Source organism: Enterobacter bugandensis (assembly GCF_900324475.1).
GTDB classification, from domain to species: Bacteria; Pseudomonadota; Gammaproteobacteria; order Enterobacterales; family Enterobacteriaceae; genus Enterobacter; species Enterobacter bugandensis.
The window spans coordinates 3073659-3097710 of sequence record NZ_LT992502.1; the positions used below are offsets into that span (position 1 = coordinate 3073659).

21 protein-coding genes are annotated in these 24052 nt (G+C 47.7%); all 21 read right to left on the reverse strand.

Annotated features, from left to right (window positions below; genetic code table 11):
* Nucleotides 1-8 precede the first annotated feature (8 nt).
* Entirely contained in the window at nucleotides 9-881 is an 873-nt protein-coding gene (rfbA, locus tag DG357_RS14965; protein ID WP_028013773.1) for a glucose-1-phosphate thymidylyltransferase RfbA, read from the reverse strand.
* A 48-nt stretch (nucleotides 882-929) separates the two neighbouring features.
* On the reverse strand, nucleotides 930-1940 hold the full coding sequence (locus tag DG357_RS14970) for a CgeB family protein (RefSeq protein ID WP_049137382.1): 1011 nt from the start codon (nucleotides 1938-1940) through the stop codon (nucleotides 930-932).
* A gap of 1 nt (nucleotide 1941) precedes the next feature.
* The gene (locus DG357_RS14975) at nucleotides 1942-2478 is read right to left on the reverse strand and encodes a serine O-acetyltransferase (RefSeq protein ID WP_047363182.1); all 537 of its coding nucleotides are present in this window, start codon (nucleotides 2476-2478) and stop codon (nucleotides 1942-1944) included.
* Entirely contained in the window at nucleotides 2471-3619 is a 1149-nt protein-coding gene (locus DG357_RS14980) for an O-antigen polymerase (protein ID WP_047363181.1), read from the reverse strand. Before DG357_RS14980 ends, DG357_RS14975 begins: the two co-directional genes overlap by 8 nt.
* Nucleotide 3620: 1 nt before the next feature.
* Nucleotides 3621-4595: a glycosyltransferase gene (locus DG357_RS14985; protein WP_159087784.1), complete on the reverse strand. Its 975-nt coding sequence runs from the start codon at nucleotides 4593-4595 to the stop codon at nucleotides 3621-3623.
* The gene (wzx, locus tag DG357_RS14990; RefSeq protein WP_047367922.1) at nucleotides 4582-5841 is read right to left on the reverse strand and encodes an O45 family O-antigen flippase; all 1260 of its coding nucleotides are present in this window, start codon (nucleotides 5839-5841) and stop codon (nucleotides 4582-4584) included. The genes DG357_RS14985 and wzx overlap by 14 nt, the downstream gene beginning before the upstream one ends.
* Nucleotides 5834-6652, reverse strand: a complete 819-nt coding sequence (locus tag DG357_RS14995) for an NAD-dependent epimerase/dehydratase family protein (RefSeq protein ID WP_047367923.1) — start codon at nucleotides 6650-6652, stop codon at nucleotides 5834-5836. The genes wzx and DG357_RS14995 overlap by 8 nt, the downstream gene beginning before the upstream one ends.
* Nucleotides 6649-7188: a dTDP-4-dehydrorhamnose 3,5-epimerase gene (gene rfbC / locus DG357_RS15000; protein ID WP_028013780.1), complete on the reverse strand. Its 540-nt coding sequence runs from the start codon at nucleotides 7186-7188 to the stop codon at nucleotides 6649-6651. The genes DG357_RS14995 and rfbC overlap by 4 nt, the downstream gene beginning before the upstream one ends.
* Nucleotides 7189-7269: 81 nt before the next feature.
* The gene (locus DG357_RS15005; RefSeq protein WP_047363176.1) at nucleotides 7270-9156 is read right to left on the reverse strand and encodes a nucleoside-diphosphate sugar epimerase/dehydratase; all 1887 of its coding nucleotides are present in this window, start codon (nucleotides 9154-9156) and stop codon (nucleotides 7270-7272) included.
* Nucleotides 9157-9194: 38 nt separating this feature from the next.
* Nucleotides 9195-9755, reverse strand: a complete 561-nt coding sequence (locus DG357_RS15010; RefSeq protein WP_072058741.1) for a PglD-related sugar-binding protein — start codon at nucleotides 9753-9755, stop codon at nucleotides 9195-9197.
* Entirely contained in the window at nucleotides 9756-10790 is a 1035-nt protein-coding gene (locus tag DG357_RS15015; RefSeq protein WP_047367925.1) for an MraY family glycosyltransferase, read from the reverse strand.
* A complete protein-coding gene (locus DG357_RS15020) occupies nucleotides 10790-11734 on the reverse strand; it encodes an NAD-dependent epimerase/dehydratase family protein (protein ID WP_047367926.1) in 945 nt (314 codons plus the stop codon). Before DG357_RS15020 ends, DG357_RS15015 begins: the two co-directional genes overlap by 1 nt.
* A 51-nt stretch (nucleotides 11735-11785) precedes the next feature.
* Complete coding sequence (gene rfbB / locus DG357_RS15025) at nucleotides 11786-12868, reverse strand: dTDP-glucose 4,6-dehydratase (RefSeq protein ID WP_047367927.1); 1083 nt, start codon at nucleotides 12866-12868, stop codon at nucleotides 11786-11788.
* A 352-nt stretch (nucleotides 12869-13220) separates the two neighbouring features.
* Entirely contained in the window at nucleotides 13221-14117 is an 897-nt protein-coding gene (galF, locus tag DG357_RS15030; protein ID WP_048957548.1) for a GalU regulator GalF, read from the reverse strand.
* A gap of 176 nt (nucleotides 14118-14293) precedes the next feature.
* On the reverse strand, nucleotides 14294-15685 hold the full coding sequence (wcaM, locus tag DG357_RS15035) for a colanic acid biosynthesis protein WcaM (protein ID WP_088204825.1): 1392 nt from the start codon (nucleotides 15683-15685) through the stop codon (nucleotides 14294-14296).
* A 12-nt stretch (nucleotides 15686-15697) separates the two neighbouring features.
* On the reverse strand, nucleotides 15698-16918 hold the full coding sequence (wcaL, locus tag DG357_RS15040) for a colanic acid biosynthesis glycosyltransferase WcaL (protein WP_088204824.1): 1221 nt from the start codon (nucleotides 16916-16918) through the stop codon (nucleotides 15698-15700).
* Nucleotides 16915-18195, reverse strand: a complete 1281-nt coding sequence (gene wcaK / locus DG357_RS15045) for a colanic acid biosynthesis pyruvyl transferase WcaK (protein WP_088204823.1) — start codon at nucleotides 18193-18195, stop codon at nucleotides 16915-16917. The genes wcaL and wcaK overlap by 4 nt, the downstream gene beginning before the upstream one ends.
* A gap of 17 nt (nucleotides 18196-18212) precedes the next feature.
* Nucleotides 18213-19691, reverse strand: a complete 1479-nt coding sequence (gene wzxC / locus DG357_RS15050) for a colanic acid undecaprenyl disphosphate flippase WzxC (RefSeq protein ID WP_088204822.1) — start codon at nucleotides 19689-19691, stop codon at nucleotides 18213-18215.
* Between the two features lies 1 nt (nucleotide 19692).
* Nucleotides 19693-21087 carry an undecaprenyl-phosphate glucose phosphotransferase gene (gene wcaJ / locus DG357_RS15055; RefSeq protein WP_041909129.1) on the reverse strand — a complete coding sequence of 465 codons (1395 nt, stop codon included), beginning with the start codon at nucleotides 21085-21087 and terminating at the stop codon, nucleotides 19693-19695.
* Between the two features lie 46 nt (nucleotides 21088-21133).
* The gene (gene cpsG, locus DG357_RS15060; RefSeq protein WP_088204821.1) at nucleotides 21134-22504 is read right to left on the reverse strand and encodes a colanic acid biosynthesis phosphomannomutase CpsG; all 1371 of its coding nucleotides are present in this window, start codon (nucleotides 22502-22504) and stop codon (nucleotides 21134-21136) included.
* Nucleotides 22505-22612: 108 nt separating this feature from the next.
* On the reverse strand, nucleotides 22613-24049 hold the full coding sequence (gene cpsB, locus DG357_RS15065; RefSeq protein ID WP_028013792.1) for a mannose-1-phosphate guanyltransferase: 1437 nt from the start codon (nucleotides 24047-24049) through the stop codon (nucleotides 22613-22615).
* Nucleotides 24050-24052: the final 3 nt, after the last annotated feature.

A 24052-nucleotide genomic window follows, 5' to 3' on the forward strand; every position in this document is an offset into this window, starting at 1 on the left:
ATGAATCGCTATTTGCTATTTTTTATTAAATTGAGCAAATACTGGCCGTAATTGGTCTTGCTCATTTCATTCCCGTAGGTCAGGACCTCACTCTCAGTGAGCCAACCGTTACGGTAAGCAATTTCCTCCAGGCAGGCGATTTTGAACCCTTGTCGCTTCTCAATAGTATGAATAAATTGTGATGCTTCGATTAAACTGTCATGGGTACCGGTATCGAGCCATGCAAAGCCTCGTCCCAGTAATTCTACCTGAAGATTTCCCTGTTCGAGATACATCTCATTCAGCGTAGTAATTTCAAGTTCACCGCGTGCTGATGGTTTAACGCGTTTTGCCATATCAACCACGTTTGCATCATAAAAATATAGGCCAGTAACAGCCCAGTTGGATTTAGGTGCAGCTGGTTTTTCTTCTATACTTAATGCCTTGAAGTTTTCATCAAACTCTACAACACCAAAACGCTCTGGATCCATTACCTGGTAGCCAAAAACAGTAGCCCCGGCATTACCTGAAACAACCGATTCAAGTTTCCTACCAAAACTCTGCCCGAAGAAAATATTATCACCTAATACTAAGGCACATTTATCACCAGAGATAAACTCTTCACCAATAATGAATGCTTGCGCAAGGCCATCAGGAGACGGCTGAATTTCATAGGACAAATTAATTCCGAAACGACTACCATCTCCTAACAAACGTTTAAAAGAAGGCAGATCTTCAGGTGTTGTGATTAAGAGAATATCACGGATACCCGCAAGCATAAGCACCGACATTGGATAATAAACCATAGGTTTATCATAAATGGGTAAAAGTTGTTTAGAGACTCCACGTGTAATTGGGTGTAAACGTGTTCCTGAACCGCCAGCAAGAATAATACCCTTCATTCTACTACCTCAATACTCTTAAGCTAAATTAGAATTAATATCTTTCAATTAAACAACATCTTTTCTGATATCAGTTGAGCACAATGTTTTTACCCATGAGTCTACGCTATAACGCGAAATTGCATCCGTATGCTTTTCATCATACGGGATATCAAAAAAAGCAGAGTCTATATAAATATTTTTGCGGTCTATAAAATAAAAATTTTCAGATGCATAAAAGTCGTAGTCCTTAACTCTGCTATTAGTAGTTATGAACTTCCTCTTTAGAGGTAAGCATTCTATTGTTCTCATCGTCAAACCTGTCTGCCGGGGATGCTGGATGTCAAGCACAGCATCAGCACCAGAGAAGAATGACGCAATCTGTTTTTTATTTCTAGAGCGAAGTGTAAAACTAAAGAGTCTGTATTTAATGACATCTTTTATATTGGTAAGAATAAAACCAGCCAATACAACAATAGAAGGAAAATAAAGCACAAACCTTAAATCATATTCATTTTTATATTTCTCATAAATTTCCCCTAATAGCTTGTATCTGTCACTATGTACGGTACCGAGGAATGCAATACTTGGCTTAACGTTCTTTGCTGTTTTTCTTGTCGCTGTGCTTACAAAATCAGGGGAATAAAACAATGGCAAATGATCCATAAAATCATATTCTCGAGCATCATTATCATCAAAGGTAAACACTCGGTCAAATAAGTTTAGATACTCCTGAATATGAGGATAATTTTTAATAGAATCCCACGCGTAGTAAATGAATTGAGCACTCTTATATTTATTTTTGAATTTAAGAAGATTTTTTCTATCGAGAGACTCACCTTTAAGCACTATAACATAGTCGTAATCATCTCTTGTTTGAAGCAATATCCTCTCAAAATACGCGTCTGAAATGCGTTTAAGGAAATTATTATCTTTCCAGAGCCTAAGTAAAATTTTAAAAAAGACGTTATTAAATGGCTTTTCATCGAAATAATCAACGGTGGCACCGGCTCGCCTTAATCCATCAGATATTTCGGTTTCATAATTAAAAAAGCGAGGACATAAAAACAGCACTTTCATTTTAAATACTCTTCTTCACAATGGCCGGAATGCCTACAAGTAGCACATTGTCATCACAGGAATGCATTACAACAGCGTTAGCCGCGACAATAACATTGTCACCAATTCGAATACCACCAAGAACCTTAGCCCCAGATGCAATTACTACATTATCACCTAAAACAGGGCGATTAGCGTGATTGAATGGAATATCGATATTTTTCGCACCCAGCGTAACTTGCTGGTATATTGTTGCGTTAACACCAATTTTAGATGCGCCAATAACAATACCCTGCGAGTGTGGTATAAAAAAACCACCACCTATTTCGCAGTTTGACGCAATTTCAACCCCAAAAACAATAAAATTTATTAGCGAAAAAATCTTTCCTAAAACAGGGATTCTTTTCTTATAGCAAAAATGACTCATGCGGTATAAAATAACTGGAGTCATTTTCATTCCGATAAAAGCTGAAATTATACCTAAAAGAGAAACTTTTGATTTATTACGCCCACTCAGTTTGTAATATCTCCGTACATCTTCCTTAACTAACTCAAACATTAGGATGACTCCCTGTAAATATTTTAATTCTCACAAGAACAAGAGTTACAATAAAAAGTAAGAAATATGTCTGAATAAAAAATAAATTATAAAAGCCACTAAATATTGCGCACTGCATTGCAATCGCATAAGGAAATAAACTAAAACGATATGACTTTAGCAAATTCTTGTAGGCAATACTGAAAAGCAGAAGTAAGCATGTAACCACAATTAGGGAGCCCGCGATGCCAAGATCGGGCATTAGCTTTTCAAACATTGTTGAAACGTTGGCATTATCATCTACTAATGCCATGGTATCGTGGAATCCTAAATCACTATAAATGAGATTTCGGATAACACTGGGGAAAAGATCCTGGAAGCTTGTAAAATCGTATACCGGCACTATATCCGCAAAGTTATAGGCAAGATTTGCAAGACCCGCAGTAACATAGACATAAAACCATGTAAATCCTGAAGGCAGACTCGACAAAAATTGGCCTTGTGGTGACAACAAATATTGATACGGATTTTCTGCGCCCCTGATATCTCCTACTGCTCCAAAAAGTAGAACTATTGTCACAACTGACAATACAGTATAAACAAACATCTTTTTCGTGAATTTTTTATAAATAAAGAATAAAAAGAATATTTCTACGAGACCAGACATCAGAATACCACGTCTGAAGACCAGCATTTCCCAGATGCTCATTAACAGAATTACCAGAAGTATACTTTTCCGTTTTGATAAAAGAAAATGATAATATAGTGACGGAAAAACAAAAAGGAATAGCATATTAACTATCCCATGATATGTTGGTATGCCGAACTCGGTATAGTTATAGCCGCCCCTAAATTGCATAATCATTGGGATCCCACCAGCAACAACCACATCAGGTATTATTGCAAAGCACCAAATGATGAGCCATATTTTAGTCGCTCGCCAGGATGGCATAATATCTTTAAGACGAACATGATTAATACTGCCAGGAGTGATAAATGGAAGTGAAAAAATCAACCCCAGAACAACATTGATTGACAAAAACACCATCATCTCACTTGAGAGAGGGCTAATATTAGTCGTCAATCCAAGCGAATATAAGAAAATTGTAAACAACCAAATTGAAGCATATACAAACCCTGGGGACAATAAAAAAATACTCATTCTACATCCTCAGCTGTCGAAGTCTTCCACCTTCAATATATGAAAGTGCCAATACGACTTTATATACAAAATCGGGTATTTTAATCGTTTTTGAATCTAATTTATCACACAAGCAGAGCAGAATTTTTCGTGTCGTTGTTATTGGAAGAATATGTATAGCCTTTATGAGTAGTTTACTAAGGAGTTTTGTATCTTCCAACATCACTTCGTAAGATGAAAAGAGACTGTCCTTCACGCATTCCGGATGTTTTTCTTTCAAAACAGGGAAAGATTTTGACGCATATACAACCATTCTTTCCGAAGCTCTGCGCAAAGTTGGGGTATCACTGTCTTCTGCTCTTGCATCGGGTAAAAAATAAAAGTCATACTTTGCTTTTGAAACTCGGATGCCAAGTTCCTCATCTTCACAGCCGTAATGATAGAAAGTTTCATCAAAACCGCCAATTGTGTCAATTATATCACGCGTCAGGATAATGCCGTCACTTGCGAAGAAACGAGTGCTTATAACTCCTTCAGGCATGTTACGCGCCCCCAAATAACGACTGTCAAAATAGCGGAGGTAATTGCTGGTGTTGAGTCTGGCGGGATCGATTCGTATGTTAATTCTGGCTGCTGTATAGCTCTTATCATGGAAAAACGAAACGATCTTTTTTAATGCGTTAGGTTCAAGCAGATTGTCGATATCAATAAACATTATCAACGAATTTGTCGCGAGAGAAATACCCACGTTACGGGAAATTGCCCTGCCAGAATTTATTTGGTTCCTGTGGAATAAAAAATTTATCTTATCTTTAAACGCTTCCGCATACGAGCCTGCGATTTCTGCAAGTGAAATTGGGCTACAATCGTCAATAAGGATTAATTCGACAAGGTTGTTTGGATAATCAATATTCAGTATAGCATCCATGAAGCGCTTAACTTTCGATGGTTCACAGTAAGCAGGGACCACTATTGAAATCTTATCATTGTACTGCACTAATGCACCTCGTAGAATAAATTATATTAAAGGCGTAGACTACTGCTAAACCGATGACGATGTTACTCACCCCCATATAATGGAAAATGGCAGGAACAATAGCCACTACCAGGCAGAAGGCTATTAACCACTTAATAGCTAATTTTTTTAACTGCTTCATTCTAATTAGAACCATACTGAGCAACTGATCTATAGCTAATATTGGTGTTAACCAGACAAATGTTTTTAAATAACTATATGCGTAAACGAGTTTTGCACCATAAAGGACGTGAATAATCATGTCGGCAAGAATTGTTGTAAACAGTGCGCCAGCACAGGTTACTGAAAGCGTAGCGAAAATACAGAACGGCAATTTTCTTTTTATTGTTGTAATATCAATAAATTTAAATATAAAAATTGGTGCGATTGCCTGAACAAACAGAATACATATTGCATACCAGTTATCGACTAACTGAAGTGCTGCTGCATAGTTCGAATACGTTTCTCCAGAAATTTTTCCTTCGAGATATACTCGATCAAATTTCATGGTGACCTGCTGCATAATCAAACAAAACCATACGGCGACACCAATCTTAAAATACGAAAAAATCTCAGAATCAACCTTCACGAATTTAAATCCTGTAGCTTTTCTGAAAGTATAAAAGATAAAGCCACAAGGTAAAAGTGATTCTATAACCCATGCCACCCAAAGATAATTTATTGGCAATTGATTCCTTACACCAATATAAATGACAATGAGTTTAATTATTGCAGCGAACATCAGCACGAGGCAAGGTAACTTGAGACGAGCCTGGCTTTGGTACCATGTTAAACCTACAATAAAAGTTTCTCGTAATGCAACAGATATGGCCAAACCAATAATGAACTGTCTGGACAGTCCACTGGCAGCAAAGATTCCCCATGCCACCATGCACAATGCAACGAAAACTCCTGCCGCTAGACGCAATAAAATCACGTTGCTCATAGTGGAGTTTATTTTTGATGGTGCATCCAGCAATTTAGGAATAACCACCTCAGCCCCACAGATCCATGTGCCTGTCATGAATATAGCCAGAATAACGAGAGAATATTGCCAGCTACTGAAATCACCAAAATTATAATGATTTATCAATAATCTGTTAATAATAATAATGATAACGAGTTGAGTGATTCTCTCGAGGCTAAGATAAAAAAAGTTCACAAAGACTTTTCTTTTATCTTCATCCGCCACATTTTTTTTAATGGCTGATAAGAAAAAATTAGACATCTGTCATATTCTTTTTAAAGTTATCGATCATAATTTCTATATCAGACAATACATTTTTATAGACATGGCCGAACTCATTTATAGTTCTGGTATTATCCGTAGGAGGGAAATACTCACCTTTGAAACCTTCATGCCATTTGATCGTACAGCCAGTTTTACTTGCAATTAAATCTGCAATATCAGATGCTTTGGTATTTACACCAGAAGCAATGTTATAGATCTGATGTTCATTCTTACGGCTGATGAGGTAAATCATTTCTGCAACATCCGTAACTGAAACATAATCTTTTGCATATGCAGGCGCAACATACATATCAATATGTTTATTCGAAATTGCATTTCTTATTATGCTTGGCAGGAATAACTTACTTTTTAACGCCAAACCGTAAACGTTACTAGGTCTGACAATAATCGTATCTCGGCTGCTTTTAAGGCATAACTCTTCACTTACCAGTTTAGTAAGGTTAAAAAGTCTTCGGTTATCGCTGCTGCATACCGTAAGATTATCATTTTCCGACGCGCTATCTTGTTCCATATATACGCGCGTTGATGAAATATAGATTAATTTCGAGAACTCAGCGCGTTCCAAAATTGATGCCAGCAACTCGGTGTTTGATTTATATACATCAAATGGTGTGTTTGCACAATCACCATTGCCAGCAGCATAGATGACAATGCCCAGATCTCTATCAAAAAGAGTCTCATCATCGCGTGGCGGGACTTCAACTTTTTCCCCCTTAGCCAGAAGGTTTTCCACGATTTCACTACCAATGAAACCACGTCCACCGATCACTGTATAATGTGCTTTCATAACGTTTTCTTATACTCAGCGAGTGTAATTAATTTGATGTCTTTTTCAGAGAGGAGTGGTGATGTTATCGGCCAGTCAATGGCAATATCCGGATCATTCCAGATAATCCCACCTTCATCCTTTGGATCGTAAAAATCAGTACACTTATAGTGGAAATCGGCATAATCGCTTAATACGCAGAATCCATGGGCAAACCCAGGAGGAACGTACAACTGGTTATTCTTCTCGCCTGAAAGAAGTACACCAACATATTGGCCAAACGTATCAGAATCTTGGCGAAGATCCACTGCAACATCATAAACTTCACCGCTGATTACGCTAACTAATTTACCCTGAGGCTTCGTTTTCTGGAAATGCAGTCCACGTAGAACATTTCGACTCGAACGTGAGCGATTATCCTGTACAAAAGTACCTTTAATTCCTGCATCTTCATATTTTTCTTTATGCCAGGCTTCAAGAAAAAAACCGCGAGAATCACCAAAAACCTTAGGCTCAATGATCACACAATCTTTTAAAGGTGTTTGAATTACGTTCATTATAAATCCTTCGGTGGGAAAGAATCTCTTTCCCATCTACTTTGTGAGTTAATTTCAGATTTTGGTACTGACTTAAAATACTTAACTGTTGTTTTCTTTCCAGAGTAAGTCACAGATGTCATCAGTAGGATTAAATGCAGTAGGTGCATTTAGCAATATTTTGCGCACCCGTTCATAATCAAAGTTGCGACATGAGATATCCAATTCTGCAAGAATATTTTTCATTTCACTCCACGGAAGCATGACTTCATTAGCCGTTTTAATTCGTGGATGTTGTGTTATAGAGACGTTATCGCCTATTAAAAGCTCTTCATAAAGCTTCTCACCAGGCCGCAGTCCCGTCGTTTTGATAGCAATATCACCATAAGGATTTTTATCATCACGGACGGAAAGTCCCTGCAAGGCAATCATGCGGTGGGCGAGATCAATAATTTTAACCGGGTCGCCCATATCCAGCACAAAAACATCTCCCCCACTACCCATTGCTCCAGCCTGGATCACAAGCTGCGCTGCTTCAGGAATGGTCATGAAATAACGGGTGATATCAGGGTGCGTTAATGTTACCGGACCACCAGCAGCGATTTGTTTTTCAAATAGGGGGACAACCGAACCGGACGAACCTAACACATTCCCGAACCGGACCATGCTGAAGCAGGTTTTACTCGATTCTGATGCCAGGGCCTGCAGAATCAGCTCCGCCATACGCTTTGTTGCACCCATTGTGTTTGTTGGCCGCACAGCTTTATCTGTAGAGATAAGAACAAAACTTTCGACGCCACAATTTTCGGCAGCTTGAGCGCAGCACAAAGTTCCAAAGATATTGTTACGGACACCGTCAATAACATTGAATTCAACTAGCGGAACATGCTTATAGGCTGCCGCATGGTATATAGTCTCAACGTTAAATGCCTTGATTAGCCTTTCAAGATGTTCCATATCCTGAACGTTACCTAAAATTGGGTAAATCTTAGTATTCAAGGATTGTGTCAGAATTAAATTTCTTAGCTCAGAATCGATAGAATAAAGTGAGTATTCTGATAACTCGAAAAGAATTAGTTGTGAAGGTTTATTTTTGATTATTTGTCGGCATAGTTCAGAACCAATAGACCCTCCTGCGCCAGTGACCATGACCGTTTTATCAAGAATATTCTTTGAGACTAATTCAGGGATCGGTGAAACAGGGTCGCGACCTAACAGATCGGTAATTACTACTTTACGTAAAGCATCGATTCTCGCTTTTCCTTCAACCAAGTCAACCATTCCCGGAATCGAAAGCACCTCACAAGGTAGTCCTTCGAGGGTAGAAATCACCTCATTTTTTCTCGCACGGCTGGCACTTGGCATCGCCAGCAGAATTTTCTTAGCCTCATACTTCTCGATTAGCCATGCCAATTTTTCTGGCGAAAACACACTTACACCATGGATAACCTGCCCCTGTAATGAGCGATTGTCGTCAACAAACGCAACGGGATAGTATTCATCCATCTGACTCAACGCGGGAAGTAACTGTCGTCCTGAAGCTCCGGCCCCATATATGATGACGCGGGTTCCCAATTTTAAGCCACGATTAACTAGCATTCTCATTCCAAGGCGCGAGCCCGCCACAAGCAATACCCCGAACGAGAAATAAATAAAGGGGATGGTTCTTGGAAGATAGAGGTTTGTGTAAAAAGCGGCAATAATCAGGAGTAACGACGAAATTAGCATTCCAAGAGAAACAACAAGCAGTATTTTCGCGGTTATGTAACGTATTACAGCTCTATAAAGTCCAAGTTTTACAAAGATGGCAAGAGTAATTACTATTATTGATGTGAGCAGTAACCAGTGGGATACGCTAGTTAACGGTGTCATAGAATCAATACGAACCCAAAATGCAAACCAAAATGCACACGTTAACAAAACAACATCAATGGAGAGTGTAATAATCCGTTTTATTGGTCTTGGCAAAGAAATTAAATAAGTTAGCATACTAAAAACTAGTCGCCTCGTTAAAGCTTGCTATTAATTTATAAAATAGTACCGGGAGGGCATATGGCATGCTCATCCACTGTTGCACTATATCCACCCACTGTTCCCGCTTGCAGAAAAGCCGATCTCCCAATATTCGCACCACCGGCAAGATGCACGCCAACCCCTAAGTGGGCAAAATCACCAAGAGTCGAATCATGATCCACCGTCGAATGACTATTAACTATCGTACCTGCCCCTAAGGTTGAGTTTGCGCCAATAACTGCACCGGCTAAAACTACGCTCCCGCTCCCCAAGGTAGCGGACGGACTCACAAATGCAAAGGGGTGTACCAGCGTTGTAGGAGTAATACTTAAACTTTGAAGCTGATGGTGGAATACTTCTCTTAGCTTATTATTGCCAATGCCTATAGCAATATGTTTGGCAGTGTCCGCATAGAGATTAAGATCTGATGTTTTCCCAATAACATGAATCTCTGAAGTATTTAAGCACGATTCATTATCATCGAGGAATACAATCTTTTCATATCCCAAAAGTCTAGCAGTTTCGTACAGCGTACGTCCATGCCCTCCAGCTCCTATAATGATCAGATCATTCATTTATGCATTCTCTTTGTCTTTGACTCCAGCCCCACATTTGAAAGCGATAAATATCAATGGTAGCCACGCGATGATGATGCCAACAATTCCATCAATTTTTGCAGAAACGATTAAGTATGCAATTGGGAACAACCACACAATATTTATTGCAATCGCCGCCAATGTTACCGGAACATGGCTCTTATATTTGCGGGCAAGAATTTGATAGCAATGGCTTGCATGTGCTTCATAAACTTTTTTACCAGCCAGTAATCTTCTAAGCAAGGTAGTAGTTGCATCCACAATAAAAATGCCAAGCAGACAAAGTTCAGCGAACAAGACATGTGAATCTAGCTTTGCAAAATAAAGAATCATCAGGCCAATAGTAATACCTAAAAAACCACTTCCAGCATCCCCCATGAAGATCCTTGCCACAGGGAAGTTCCACACAATGAATCCTGCGGCAGCCCCAGCGAGAGCCAGTGCAATCATCGTCATCGCATCAGGAGAACCAGCGTTTTGGCTAAGCGTTATTATAACGACACTGCACAGAGAAAAAGTAATGGCTTGAGAGCTTGCAAGACCATTAATGCCATCCATAAAGTTATATAGATTCAACATCCACACAAGATAGACGCTTCCTATGATTATTCCAAACCATGACAAAGATACGACATAGCCAAATATATCAATATCCGGAAACGTTCCTAAGAAATAGAGACCTATTGCTGCTGCTAAGAAATGCATCAGCAAACGCCAGCGCGCAGCAATGTGTCCATGATCATCGAGAAAACCGATAACCGCAATCAATAAGCCCGGCACGAAGAAGCCTAAAAATGTCTCATAAGAGATATGTTTTGTCAGTACCAACCATAGTAATGCAGCTAATAATGTTAATACTATAGCAACCCCTCCACCGCGCGGCGTCGGCACACTATGTGAGCTTCTTTGGTTTGGCTGATCAATCACATTATTCTTGATGGCGTACAACCTTAAACCCCAGGTCATCGCGCATGAGATAAAGAATGCAAAAACGACAATCCCCAGATACAACATTATTTTTTACCTTCAATAAAATTCTTCGCTGTTTTTACCATCGTTTCCTGCAACGTAACGGGTGGAGTCCATTGAAGCTGTTCCCTTGATTTCGTTGAGTCGACTTCCAGATCGCCATACAGTTGGTCATATATACTTTTTTTCCTCATTGCTGAAAGAAAAATTTTAAGTAATGCCCGAGGGAAATAAACAATCCGCGCTGTCATGCCCATCCCGGTAGAAAATGCCGTAATCATTTCTTCAGTTGAAGGATGCTCCTGGTCAGCCAAAAGATAAAGTTCATTTTTTGACTTTTCATTTGTTGTACATTCGCTTATAAAGCTCACAACATTGTCCAGTGAAACAAGGGCGCGCTTATTTTTTACTGACTTAAAAGGCAGAGGCAGGTTTTTAGACACTAACTTTAATAAGCGTTGAATATTACCCGGAGCATTTGGCCCACAGATTAAAGCCGGACGAACGATTGTTATTGCCATATTACTACCTGAAAATGCCTTGAGAAGGCTTTCCTCGGCTTCCAGCTTGGAAATAGCATAATCTGACGTTGGTCTGGCAGGTGTCGATTCACTGAAAGGGATTCCCGATGTGGAATTACCATTTACTCCAATTGAACTGACGAAGATGAAATGTTTTACGCCACAGTTTGCAGCGTCATTAGCTAATTTCATTGTCGCATCATGGTTGACACGACGAAATTCTGTCAGCGCATCTTCAGCATCATCTTTAAGGATATGAGCTCTTCCTGCGGTATGAATGACAGTATCACAACCTTGTAAAAGCGTAGTCCAATTCGTTTGAGCCGAAATATCGCCAAGATTATACATTCCCTGTTCAATATTTTCTTCTCGACGCGTAGTGAAAATTACCTGGTGACCTGCTGATCTTAACGTTTTGACTAAAGCAGTACCGAGAAATCCAGTTCCCCCAGTCACTAAAATTTTCATTGTCGTCCCCTATCAGCTAATTAACCATATAAATATCGAGGCGGACAGCCCTTAACGATTTTGATAATTTTGTACAATCCAGGTCTTATAATTCCCGCTTTTAACGTTTTCTACCCATGTCGTGTTTGCCAAATACCATTCAACTGTTTTACGAATCCCACTTTCAAATGTTTCCGCAGGCTTCCAGCCAAGCTCAAGTCCAATTTTCTCAGCATCAATCGCATAGCGGCGGTCATGGCCCGGACGGTCAGCAACATAGGTAATCTGATCGCGATACGACCCCTCTTTAGGCACAATCTCATCCAGCAGATCGCAAATCGTATGCACCACATCCAGGTTTTGCTTTTCGTTATGTCCACCAATGTTGTACGTCTCCCCCGGTTTCCCTTGGGTGACCACGGTATAGAGTGCACGCGCATGGTCTTCAACATAGAGCCAGTCGCGGATTTGATCGCCCTTGCCGTAAATAGGCAGCGCTTTGCCGTCCAATGCATTCAGGATAACCAGCGGAATCAGTTTTTCCGGGAAATGGTAAGGGCCATAGTTATTTGAACAGTTGGTGACGATGGTCGGGAAACCGTAGGTACGCATCCAGGCACGAACGAGATGATCGCTGGAGGCTTTTGACGCTGAATACGGACTGCTGGGCGCATACGCGGTAGTTTCAGTAAAGAGTGGCAGCTCAGTTGATGCAGGATGCTCATCAGGATGCGGCAAATCTCCATACACTTCGTCGGTAGAGATGTGATGGAAACGAAACGCTTTCTTCGCCTGCTCATCAAGCGTGGACCAGTACGCACGGGCGGCTTCCAGAAGCACATAAGTGCCGACGATATTGGTTTCGATAAACGCTGCCGGGCCCGTAATAGAACGGTCAACGTGGCTTTCAGCAGCCAGATGCATTACCGCATCAGGCTTATGTTTTGCAAAGATCCGATCCATGGCGTCTTTGTCGCAAATATCGGCATGCTCAAAGGCATATCGGTTGCTATCACTAACTTCTGTTAGCGACTCCAGATTTCCGGCATAGGTGAGCTTATCTACATTGACGACATCGTCCTGTGTATTTTTAATAATATGTCGCACAACCGCTGAGCCGATAAAACCAGCCCCGCCCGTCACAAGAATTTTCACGTTATCTGTTCCGTCTAGTGTATATGTCTGGATACTGGGGTTCTGAAACCTGAGTGTTTAATAACGGTTTCAGAAATTGAGCACGCTACCGCCCCTGGCTTAACAGCTACCAGTGCACTGAGCGATGTTTGATTAATGATTTTGCTTGTCTGGTTACAGACAAAAACTGGCGTTAATTGTCGTCCTAAACGACCAGAGAAACAAGCACAAATCGCTACAAAGCTGCTGAGATTTGAATCAGATAACCCTATGTAATCATTAAAATTAATAACAAAAAACGGCAGTTATCATTTTGGTTATGTCTCAACACCAAAAATGATAACTGCCGTTTGTTATGGACGCGGAATGAATATCAGTCGTTAGCCAACAGCTTCTCAATCCGGTTTCTGAACTTAGCCCCTTCCTTCAGGTTGCGCAGTCCATAGTTCACAAACGCCTGCATGTATCCCAGCTTCTTACCGCAGTCGTAGCTGTCACCTGTCATCAGCATCGCGTCAACGGACTGTTTTTTCGCCAGTGCTGCAATTGCATCGGTCAACTGGATACGATCCCAGGCGCCTGGCTCAGTTTTTTCCAGCTCCGCCCAGATATCGGCATTCAGGACATAACGGCCAACCGCCATCAGATCCGAATCCAGCGTCTGCGGCTGATCGGGTTTTTCGATGAACTCAACGATGCGGCTCACCTGCCCTTCCGTCTCCAGCGCTTCTTTTGTCTGGATAACGGAGTACTCGGAAAGATCGCCCTTCATGCGTTTCGCCAGCACCTGGCTACGGCCGGTTTCATTGAAACGCGCCACCATTGCCGCCAGGTTGTAACGCAGCGGATCGGCTGAAGCGGTATCGATGATGATGTCCGGAAGAACAACGATGAATGGGTTATCACCCACTACCGGACGGGCACACAAAATCGAGTGACCCAGACCCAGCGGCTGTGCCTGACGCACGTTCATAATGGTTACGCCTGGCGGACAGATAGACTGCACTTCTGCCAGCAGCTGGCGTTTGACGCGCTGCTCAAGCAGCGCTTCGAGTTCGTAAGAGGTGTCGAAGTGGTTCTCAACCGCATTCTTGGACGAATGGGTAACCAGGACGATTTCTTTGATCCCTGCAGCAACAATCTCGTCGACGATGTATTGAATCATCGGTTTGTCGACGATCGGCAGCATCTCTTTAGGAATGGCTTTAGTGGCGGGCAGCATATGCATGCCCAGGCCTGCTACCGGAATGACTGCTTTCAAATTAATCATTATTTCTTCCACCTTAAAATGGTTGACGAATTATAGCTCTTAAACCTGTTTTCGCCAGCATGATTTGCCGTAATCCTCTGACAATGTTACGCCTTAGCCCCACAAATTTCTGTAGTTGTAATCTGAATAGATCACACTTCTGTGCCAGGAATAGTCTCAAAAAAGAAAGTTGTCGATTATCTGTGCGGAAGCGCAAAATTCAGCCTTTCCACATTCACTACCTGCTGATCCACCCGGTCAATATCCACCGAACTCTGCCCCTTCTCATTCACCGCTTTAATGTTCGCCAGCGACAGCAAGGTTTCGTCTTTGGCCATAAATTTACCCCGCACATCTTTACGCAGGTCGAAGTTGATCTTCAGCGCGGGGCCAATAGCTGCCTCCTGCATCACGTTGATATTACGTAAGAAAAGATGCTGCGGCTTATTGTGCAGCTCAAGCGTCGCCCGCTTCATCTCCACGTTGGTGATCGCTACAAAGGAGGTCGCATTACCGGATGAAATTTGAATTCCGCGCAGCTTATACGCTAGCTGGCGATTATCGAGGTGAATATTGTTGAGCTTGAAGTTCTGGGGTATGGACAAATAATCACCTTTAATTACCCCATAGCCGATTAACATTCCGGCACTATTGACCATGTCGACATTATCAATAATGAAATTATCACAGCCATAAATGGCGACCGTCGCATTGTCTATACCCGCCTTTTTACTGAAATCGGGGGTAATATTTTTGGCCTTTATATTGCGGATAACAAAGTGTTTGCCGTTCTCAACGTGCACCAGCTGGCGACAGTTGCTGCCGGTGATATTTGCCACCACGAAGTTCTTCACGGTTTGCTTTTCCGGGTAGTCGTTATCGTAGGTGCTGCCGGCGAGGCCGATGCCGATGCCCCAGTTGATCTTGCCGTTGGTGCAGTTGATGTTATCGATCACATGATCGGAGATCAGAATATTGCGGTCATTGATGGCCACGTTCCACTCGATCGCATCGCCCTGCAGATGGCTGAATTTGCTGTTGGTGATCCGGGCGCCATCAACCTGATTGTGAAAGCCCTGGCGCAGGATGGCGTAGTTAGCCTGGCTCACGCTGATGTTATCAATCAGCAGATTGCGCATCACGCGCGGTTTCTTGCCGCCAATGTAAATCTGCGTCACCGGCCCAAATCCGCTCATTGCCAGCCCTTTGATCGCGCAGTCCGAGCCGCGAACATCGAGCGTGATGTTCTCCGTGCGCCCGCTGCCTTCACCGATTACTTTGCAGCCTTCCTGCAGCACAAAACGCCCACGTCCGTTGCCGGTCAACGCTCCGCGGATCAGCAGCGTTTTACCGTCGGGAATGAAAATGCCCGTATTTATGTTTTCGCAGGTAAGTCCGGCCGGGACAACGACGGTGTCACCGTCCTTAAACGCCTGCTTAAAAGCGGCGATCCAGTCGTTGTTATTGTACTGATTAATGGAGACCGTCTTTCCGCTTGCCGCCCGCGCCATGCGGGACGACAGCAGCGGCGAGGCCGCCAGAACAGACAGAGAAGAGACAAAGGTGCGTCGGGTAATCTTTTTCAGCATACAACCTCGGCGTTACAGCGTTTGCAGCAGGCTCGCTAACTGGCGATTGATTACCTGCTGGTTAAAATCGGTTTCAACTTTTTGTCGGGCATTCTGGAGCACAGGCTCCAGCGCCTGCTGGTCGATGTCGCTGAAGGCAGCCAATCGATCCGCAAGAGCCATCGCGTTATTCTCCGGCACCAGCCAGCCGGAATGATCAGATTTGATCAGCTCCGGGATCCCGCTGTGCAGCGTCGATACCACCGGGATCCCAACGGCCATCGCCTCCATCAGCGCCACCGGAATGCCTTCCATATCGCCATCGGCGCCCGTTACAGAAGGCAGCAGGAACACGTCCGCCTCATCGAGCATGGCTTTAACCTCATGGCTCGGCTTGAAGCCCGGCATCTCCACGACATCGTCCAGCTGATACTGTTCGATAAGCGTGCGCAGACGACGTTCCCACGGGCCAATGCCGAGAATGCGATAGTGGAACGCCACCCCGCGCGCCTTCAGCTGTCGGCAGGCTTCGATGGCCACGTGCAGACCTTTCTTCTCGGTCAGACGGGCTACGGAGATGATCTGCAGCGGTTTTCCCGGCACCTTAACCGGGCGGCGAGTGAAGCGCGTTAAATCCACGCCCATACGCGACACGGCAATTTTCTCCCCCGGACAGCCCATGCTTTTCAGTCGTCCGGCCCACAGGTCGCTGATGGGCAGCATCATGTCGCCGCGGCGGAAAAGCGCCTGATACTCCGGCGTGTAGTGGTTCAGCACCTCGCGGCTGGAAATGTCGATACCGTGGAAGATGGTCGCAATTTTGCCGTCAATTACGCCAAGCTCACGCAGTTTCGCGGCGATGACCCCCGCCGGGCCAAAGTGGGCGATAAACACGTCGGCACGATACGGCTGCGCCGTTTGCCCGCAGATGGCCGACAGAATTAAATTGCGAGATTCCGATCCATAGCGGGAAACGTTCAGCGCGCGCCACGTCGACGCGCGGTGGATCCCGCGTAACGTCTGGCTGGCCCGGTAGCGTAGCTTGCTCAGCTTCCCGGCCGGTTCGTCCTGCAGCCAGCGGGTCTTCGCCTCCAGCCCATACTGGGCATACGCCGCATGGGTATTTTTGGTGTCGCCCTTTTGCAGGGCAACGATCTCCACGTCATATCCCATATCGATAAACGCGGTGATTTGGTTCAGTACAAAGGTCTCAGAAGACAGCGGAAATTTCAGTAAGAAGAAACCAACCTTCATTTCCCCTCCCGCACGCGTTCAAGCACCGATTTCACCATTCCAATGCCCTTCTCGCGCTCGGCTTTCACCGCCACCGCCAGGCGTTCATTGATCGCGGGCAGTTGACCCAGGGTGTCCCCCACCATTGCACCGAGCGATCCGTCCAGCAGATGACGAATATCCACGGCCATTTCCGGCATGCCAAGCTGCTGCATAATCCCGGCGGACTTGTGCTCATAGTTAATGGCGATGGCCGGCGTGCCAAAGTTCATGGAGATAATCGCCGAGTGCAGACGGGTGCCCACGGTCAGGTCGCAGGCTGCGAGCAGTTTGCCCATCTCCAGGTCGTTCAGCTCGTCCATCACCACGTGGTAGCGGGACGGGTCGTTCACCAGGTTGCGCAGGTTCAGCGCCACCATGCGGTCATCTTTGTTGTAGCTGTCGATGCCGGTACAGGTTGAGAGCGCCAGCACCTGATAACCGCTGTCCAGCACGCGATTCACCACGTCGGCGAACGCTTTCTCATAGGCTGCCTGGGTGGTGCCAAGACGCTTATCGAACGGGGCGAGTTCACGCAGGGTAATCGCAACGGTTTTCTGTTTCGCCGTCACGTCGAGCCAGTGCTGCACCGCATAGCTCGGCTGGAAGTCATTGTCCTGGTGATCCACCAGCCAGGCGGTATCCACGCCGTGTTCTACTTTAGAGGTGTCAATTTCGCTACGCTTCATCATGTCGAGGCTGACCGATTCGCGCAGGATCAGCGCGTCGCAGTGGCCAAACACATAATTTGCGAGCTGGTTAAACTGCGGATCCTGGAACGGCCCGACGCTGTGGCCGATCATAAACAGCGGCTTTTTCGCCATGAACGTGCACAGCGCATGCTCAAACTGCGGCACGCCGTAGAGATCGACGAAGAACGAGCCGCCGACCTGAATAATGGCGTCATAGCCGGAAAGCAGGCGCACGAAATCGGTAAAGCCCTGCGCGATCGCGATGTTGCGCAGCCTGCCGGTGTCGGTGACGCGGGAAAGCAGCACCTGATGCTGGTAGCGACGGCGCAGCACTTTCTTCACGCGCCCCATCACGCCCGCGGCGTTGTTGTGCTGTTTCATCTGGCTGTAGAGCGGGTCGCCCATCACCGGGCGGTTCAGTAACCAGGATGAGCTGACCGGATAACGGCTCATCACATCCACTTCAGTCTCAGGCTTAAGGGTGTTAATTGCATCCAGTAAACCGCGCAGGATGGCGCTGTCGCCACGGTTGCCGCAGGTATGGTTGCCAAGAATTAATAATTTCATAATGGCCTCTTAAAGAACTAGCCTGCGCGAAGCAGCGTTTTCATTTTTTCGTTACGGCAAAACTGGCGCTTCAGCTCTACCACCAGCGCGTTGCGCGACAGCACAATCATCACGCCAAACGCCAGCGCGCCCGCGGCAACCTGCACCGCCAGCAGCGCGGCCAGCGGCAGATGCCCGCTGAGGATAATGCCCAGACCGTAGCTCACCGCCAGGGTCGGCAATGAGAGATAGAACGGCAGCCACAGGCTCAGGATGTACTGACGGTAGCTGGAGCCCAGCACCGGTTTGATCATGATGAAGTAGCTCAGAACGGTATTGACGATCTGCACCAGCAGGAAGCCCAGCGTGACGCCGATGGCGCCCGCCATATGCCCGCCGACGATAATCGCCGGAATAAACAGGAAAGTTTTGAACACGTTGAACTTAAAGCTGATATCCACGCGCGCCTTCGCCATCAGCAGAGAACCAATCGGATTGCCCACGGAGCGCAGCAGCCCCACCACGCACAGCAGCTGCAGGATCGGGATAATGCCGTTCCACTTCTCGCCAAACACCAGCGGCACGAAGTTGCTGGAAACCACCATCAGCCCCAGCAGCACCGGGAAGTTGATAATCCCCACCACGGAAAGCAGCTTGTAGAAGTTGACGCGCAGCTTCTCGGTGTCGTCCTGAATCTTGGCGAACGCCGGGAATAGCACGCGAGTGATAATGGGGTTCAGCTTCATAGGAGGAACAACCGCAACGTTATAGGCCAGGTTGTAGCCCCCCGCCACGCTCGCGCCCAGGATGCGCGCCAGCACCAGCGTCGAGAGGTTGGTGTTCACATAGTTAATAATGCTGTCCGCCGTCAGCCACGCACCAAAGCGCAGGTTGGACGAGACGGACGCAAGAGAGAAGTGCAGCCCCGGACGATAAATCTTGCGGCCAAAGTAGCCGAACAGCAGCGTACGCACGGCAGAGTTAACCAGGTAACCGAGGATGGCGGTCATCGCCAGCGGCCAGAAATGGGCGCTCACCACGGTAAAGGTAAAGCCCGCCAGCACCGCGCTGGTTTCAATCATGCCGATTTTGTTGAACTCCAGCTCTTTTTGCATCAGCGCGCGGAATTGCTGCCCGTGGGGGATCACCACGAATGCAAAGGACAACGTACGCATCAGCGGAGCGAGGTCCGGGTTGTGCAGCACGCTGGCGATGGTGTCGCTCAGCAGGAACACCAGCACAAAGACGAAAATCCCCAGCCCCACGTTCAGCCAGTAGAGCGTGGTCAGCTCGAGATGGCTGATCTCTTTGCGCTGGATAATGGAGTTGGCGATACCAAAGTCAGACAGCGTGTCGGCCAGCGCGATAATCACCAGCGAGACGGTCAGCAGGCCGAACTGGTGGTTATCGATAATGCGCGCCAGCACCGTCATCTGCACCAGGCCGAGACCAATGATGACGATGGTCGCCATCGCTGACCACTTGGCGCCGCTGATGGTTTTTTCACGTAAGCTCATCTTAGTACGCCGCTTTGTTCACGAAACCTTTGAAGATGGTCAGAAAAACAATCTTGATATCGAACCAGAGGCTCCACTCGCGGATGTACTCCAGATCGAACTCGATGCGTTTTTCCATTTTTTCCAGCGTGTCGGTCTCGCCGCGCCAGCCGTTGATCTGCGCCCAGCCGGTGATGCCCGGCTTCACCTTATGGCGCAGCATGTAGCCTTCAATCAGCGAACGGTACTGCTCGTTATGCGCCACCGCGTGCGGACGCGGACCAACAATCGACATGCCGCCGGTAAAGACGTTGATGAACTGCGGCAGCTCGTCAAGCGAAGTGCGGCGCAGGAAGTTCCCCACGCGGGTGACGCGCGGATCGTTCTGCGTCGCCTGGGTCACCACCTTGTCGTTCTCCATCACCTTCATGGAGCGGAATTTCCACACCATGATCGGCTTACCGTCCATGCCGTAGCGGGTCTGACGGAAGATAACCGGGCCGGGAGAGCTCAGCTTCACCGCCAGAGCGATGCAGCACAGCACCGGGGAAATGAGCAGTAAAATCAGGGAAGAGAGTACGATATCTTCCACGCGCTTGAGCACGCGGTTGATACCCGACAGCGGCGTGTCGTACAGCGGTACCACCGGTACGCCGTTCACCTCTTCAATGCGGGAGTGCAGAATGTTGAAGGTAAACACGTCCGGAATCAGGATCACCGAGCAGGTGGTGTCCGCCAGCTCGCGCATCAGCTGCTTGATGCGGGTTTCGTCTTTCATCTGCATGGCGATATAGACGTTATGAATTTTTCCGGCCTTCGCGTCTTCAATAAGCTGCGCGTAATTGCCCGCCCAGTCCGCAGGCACGCCGCCCGGCTTCGCGTCGTGGTAAATCCCCACCACTTCAAAGCCTAACCACGGCTCTTTGCGGAAGCTGTCGAGCAGCACTCTCCCGACCGGTAAATCACCCGCTACGGCGACGAAACGACGGTTATAGCCGCGGTTACGCAGCCAGCCCGCGCCAAAGCGGATCAGGGAACGGCACACGACCATGCCGACGCTGGTTAACAGGTACCAGCAGAGATAGGTCACGAAGCGGTTGTCAAAATCATGGCTGAACGCCACCAGACCGGCGCTGAAGATCAGGCTCAGGGTCCAGTTCTGCAGCAGCAGCATCAGTTCGGTGGTCATTTTCACGCCGCGCCACGAGCGGTAGAAATCGGTCATTCCGCCGATCATCTGAAACACAACCAGCGCAATCAGGGCCATCAGAAGATGCATATATAAGAACGGCAGCCCGCTGATCCGACACACCGCCCACAATCCACCGACCATGATGGTGATATCAGAAAAACGCTGCACCATAGAGATTAACGATGCATTCGTTCTCGCTCGTTCGCGTTTTTTTAGATTCGTCATCGTTGTTCCTGTATTCGGTTCCCCCTCCCGCCGGGAGGGGCAATTGTTACTGATTCAACAGCGCCAGAATGTCCTTCGTTCGGGCTTCCATCAGCGCCGTATCAGCGCGGGATTCCACGTTCAGGCGCACCACCGGCTCGGTGTTGGACGAACGCAGGTTAAAGCGCCACTGCGGGAACGCCATGCTGATGCCGTCCGTACGGTCAATCTCCAGCGCGTGAATGGCAAAGTGCTGTTCAACGCGGGCAATCGCCTCGGCCGGCTGCGCCAGCTTGCTGTTGATCTCCCCGCTCGCCGGGAAGGCCGCCATGCGGTCGCGCACCAGCTCGCCCAGGCTCTGCCCTTTCAGGCACAGCAGCTCGGTCACCAGCAGCCACGGGATCATCCCGCTGTCGCAGTAGGCAAAATCACGGAAATAGTGGTGGGCGCTCATCTCGCCGCCGTAGATGGCGTCTTCTTCGCGCATGCGCTCTTTGATGAAGGCATGGCCGGTTTTAGACATCACCGGCTCGCCGCCCGCGGCCTTCACCACGTCGACGGTGTTCCAGGAAAGACGCGGATCGTGAATGATCTTCGCGCCCGGGTTTTTCTCCAGGAACGCTTCCGCCAACAGGCCAACGATGTAGTAGCCTTCGATAAACTGCCCTTTCTCGTCGAACAGGAAGCAGCGGTCGAAGTCGCCGTCGAAGGCGATGCCCATATCGGCACCGTGCTCGATCACCGCGTTACGGGTGTCGTCGCGGCAATCCGGCAGCAGCGGGTTAGGAATACCGTTCGGGAAGTTACCGTCCGGCGTGTTGTGTACCTTGACGAAGGTCACCGGCACGTTCAGCGCCTTAAAGCGGGCTTCCAGCGCATCGACAACCGGGCCGGCCGCGCCGTTACCGGAGTTGATAACCAGCTTCAGCGGCTTGAGGTTCGCCACGTTGATGTAGCCCAGCAGGTGGTCGATGTACTCTTTCTGCAGGTTAATCTGCTTGTAGCTGCCGCGCTTCGCTTCGTTCACCGGCGGGAAGTCGTTGGCTTCCGCAAGGCGCTGCACGTCGCGCAGGCCGGTGTCGCCGCTAATCGGGCGGGCGCCCTTGCGCACCAGCTTCATGCCGTTGTAGTCCATTGGGTTGTGGCTGGCCGTCACTTCGATACCGCCGTCCACGCCGAGGTGGAAGGTGGCAAAATAGATCTCTTCGGTACCGGACAGGCCGATGTCCAGCACGTCCACGCCCGCGTCCTGCAGCCCTTTTGCCAGCGCCAGCTTCAGGGATTCGCTGGTCAGACGCACGTCGCCGCCCAGCACGATGGTCTTAGGTTTTAAATATTCGCCGTACGCGCGACCGATGCGCCACGCGATGTCTTCATTCAGCTCTTCGCCCAGCTTGCCGCGAATATCGTAGGCTTTAAAACAGGTTAATTTTTCCATGATGACCCCTTTTTCAGGCAACAGTTGGCCCTGACCACTTAATGGCCAATTTATTTTTGTCATTCGTAGGCCCGGCAGGCGCAGCGCCGCCGGGCATGATGCGGCGTGCTACACGCGCCCGTAGCGATCCTGGAAGCGCACAATATCGTCCTCTTCCAGATACGAGCCGGAGCGCACCTCAATTAAGTCGAGAGGAATTTTTCCCGGGTTTTCCAGACAGTGCGTGGCGCCCAGCGGAATATAAATGGACTCGTTTTCACCCAGCAGCTTCACTTCGCCGTCGATGGTCACTTTGGCCGTACCCGCCACCACCACCCAGTGTTCAGCGCGGTGATGGTGCATCTGCACCGACAGCCCCTCGCCCGGCTTCACGGTGATGCGCTTCACCTGATAGCGGTCACCCGCGTCGATGGAGTCATATTTGCCCCACGGACGGTACACTTCACGGTGAATGTGGTGTTCGTGACGGCCATCGGCCTTAATCTTCTCAACCACTTTTTTAACGTCCTGCACGGCGTTACGGTCGGCAATCAGCACCGCGTCTTTGGTCTGGACAACCACCAGATCCTTTACCCCGACGGTGGTGACGAGGCCAGACTCGGCGTAAACGTAGCTGTTTTCGGTTTTGTGGCTAATCACATCGCCGTGATGGACGTTACCCTCCGGGGTATGGGCGCTGATCTCCCACAGGGAGGACCAGGAGCCAACGTCGCTCCAGCCTGCATCCATCGGTACCACCACCGCGTCAGCCGTGCGTTCCATCACGGCGTAGTCGATAGACTCTTCCGGGCAGGCGAGGAACGCCTCTTCATCCACGCGGATAAAGTCGAGATCCGGGTCCACCACCGCCATCGCTTTTTCGCAGGCGTTCAGAATATCCGGGCGGTATTTGCGCAGTTCTTCGAGATAGCGTCCGGCGCGGAACAGGAACATCCCGCTGTTCCAGTAATATTCACCGCTGGCGACATAGGCCTGCGCGGTTTCGAGATTCGGTTTTTCGACAAACTGCGCCACGTCAAACGCCACGCTATCGCCCTCACCCGGCGTTACGCTGCCGCGACGGATGTAACCGTAGCCGGTTTCCGGCAGATCCGGCACGATGCCGAAGGTCACCAGCTTGCCGCTCTCGGCGTAAGGGATCGCGGCACGCACCGCGTCGCGGAATGCGTCTTCCTGCTGGATAACGTGATCTGCCGCCAGGACCAGCATCAGCGGGTCACAGTCAGGGCTGCTGCGTTTTGCCGCCAGCGCCGCCAGTGCGATCGCGGGCGCGGTATTACGTCCGGCAGGCTCCAGGATGATGTTTTCCGTGAGCTTGTTCAGCTGGCGCAGCTGCTCGGCAACGATAAAGCGGTGCTGTTCGTTACAAATCACCACCGGGCTTTCACACTCCACGCCGTGCAGACGGTTTACCGTCGTCTGCAGCATGGTGAGATCCCCTTTCAGGCAGAGGAACTGTTTTGGATAGAGCACGCGGGACAGCGGCCACAACCGGCTACCAGAGCCACCAGCCATCACAACCGGATACAAAGTGGTTTGACTCATGAT

Bases quoted from the DNA above. Each gene is read 5' to 3' on its own strand.
- galF (WP_048957548.1), bottom strand. From the start codon at position 14,117: ATGATTAATTTGAAAGCAGTCATTCCGGTAGCAGGCCTGGGCATGCAT.
- rfbC (WP_028013780.1), bottom strand. From the start codon at position 7,188: ATGAACGTAATTCAAACACCTTTAAAAGATTGTGTGATCATTGAGCCT.
- wcaJ (WP_041909129.1), bottom strand. From the start codon at position 21,087: ATGACGAATCTAAAAAAACGCGAACGAGCGAGAACGAATGCATCGTTA.
- DG357_RS14970 (WP_049137382.1), bottom strand. From the start codon at position 1,940: ATGAAAGTGCTGTTTTTATGTCCTCGCTTTTTTAATTATGAAACCGAA.
- DG357_RS14995 (WP_047367923.1), bottom strand. From the start codon at position 6,652: ATGAAAGCACATTATACAGTGATCGGTGGACGTGGTTTCATTGGTAGT.
- wzxC (WP_088204822.1), bottom strand. From the start codon at position 19,691: ATGAGCTTACGTGAAAAAACCATCAGCGGCGCCAAGTGGTCAGCGATG.
- DG357_RS14975 (WP_047363182.1), bottom strand. From the start codon at position 2,478: ATGTTTGAGTTAGTTAAGGAAGATGTACGGAGATATTACAAACTGAGT.
- DG357_RS15005 (WP_047363176.1), bottom strand. From the start codon at position 9,156: ATGCTAACTTATTTAATTTCTTTGCCAAGACCAATAAAACGGATTATT.
- cpsB (WP_028013792.1), bottom strand. From the start codon at position 24,049: ATGAGTCAAACCACTTTGTATCCGGTTGTGATGGCTGGTGGCTCTGGT.
- wcaK (WP_088204823.1), bottom strand. From the start codon at position 18,195: ATGAAATTATTAATTCTTGGCAACCATACCTGCGGCAACCGTGGCGAC.
- rfbA (WP_028013773.1), bottom strand. From the start codon at position 881: ATGAAGGGTATTATTCTTGCTGGCGGTTCAGGAACACGTTTACACCCA.
- wcaL (WP_088204824.1), bottom strand. From the start codon at position 16,918: ATGAAGGTTGGTTTCTTCTTACTGAAATTTCCGCTGTCTTCTGAGACC.
- DG357_RS15010 (WP_072058741.1), bottom strand. From the start codon at position 9,755: ATGAATGATCTGATCATTATAGGAGCTGGAGGGCATGGACGTACGCTG.
- DG357_RS14980 (WP_047363181.1), bottom strand. From the start codon at position 3,619: ATGAGTATTTTTTTATTGTCCCCAGGGTTTGTATATGCTTCAATTTGG.
- cpsG (WP_088204821.1), bottom strand. From the start codon at position 22,504: ATGGAAAAATTAACCTGTTTTAAAGCCTACGATATTCGCGGCAAGCTG.
- wcaM (WP_088204825.1), bottom strand. From the start codon at position 15,685: ATGCTGAAAAAGATTACCCGACGCACCTTTGTCTCTTCTCTGTCTGTT.
- wzx (WP_047367922.1), bottom strand. From the start codon at position 5,841: ATGTCTAATTTTTTCTTATCAGCCATTAAAAAAAATGTGGCGGATGAA.
- DG357_RS15020 (WP_047367926.1), bottom strand. From the start codon at position 11,734: ATGAAAATTTTAGTGACTGGGGGAACTGGATTTCTCGGTACTGCTTTA.
- DG357_RS15015 (WP_047367925.1), bottom strand. From the start codon at position 10,790: ATGTTGTATCTGGGGATTGTCGTTTTTGCATTCTTTATCTCATGCGCG.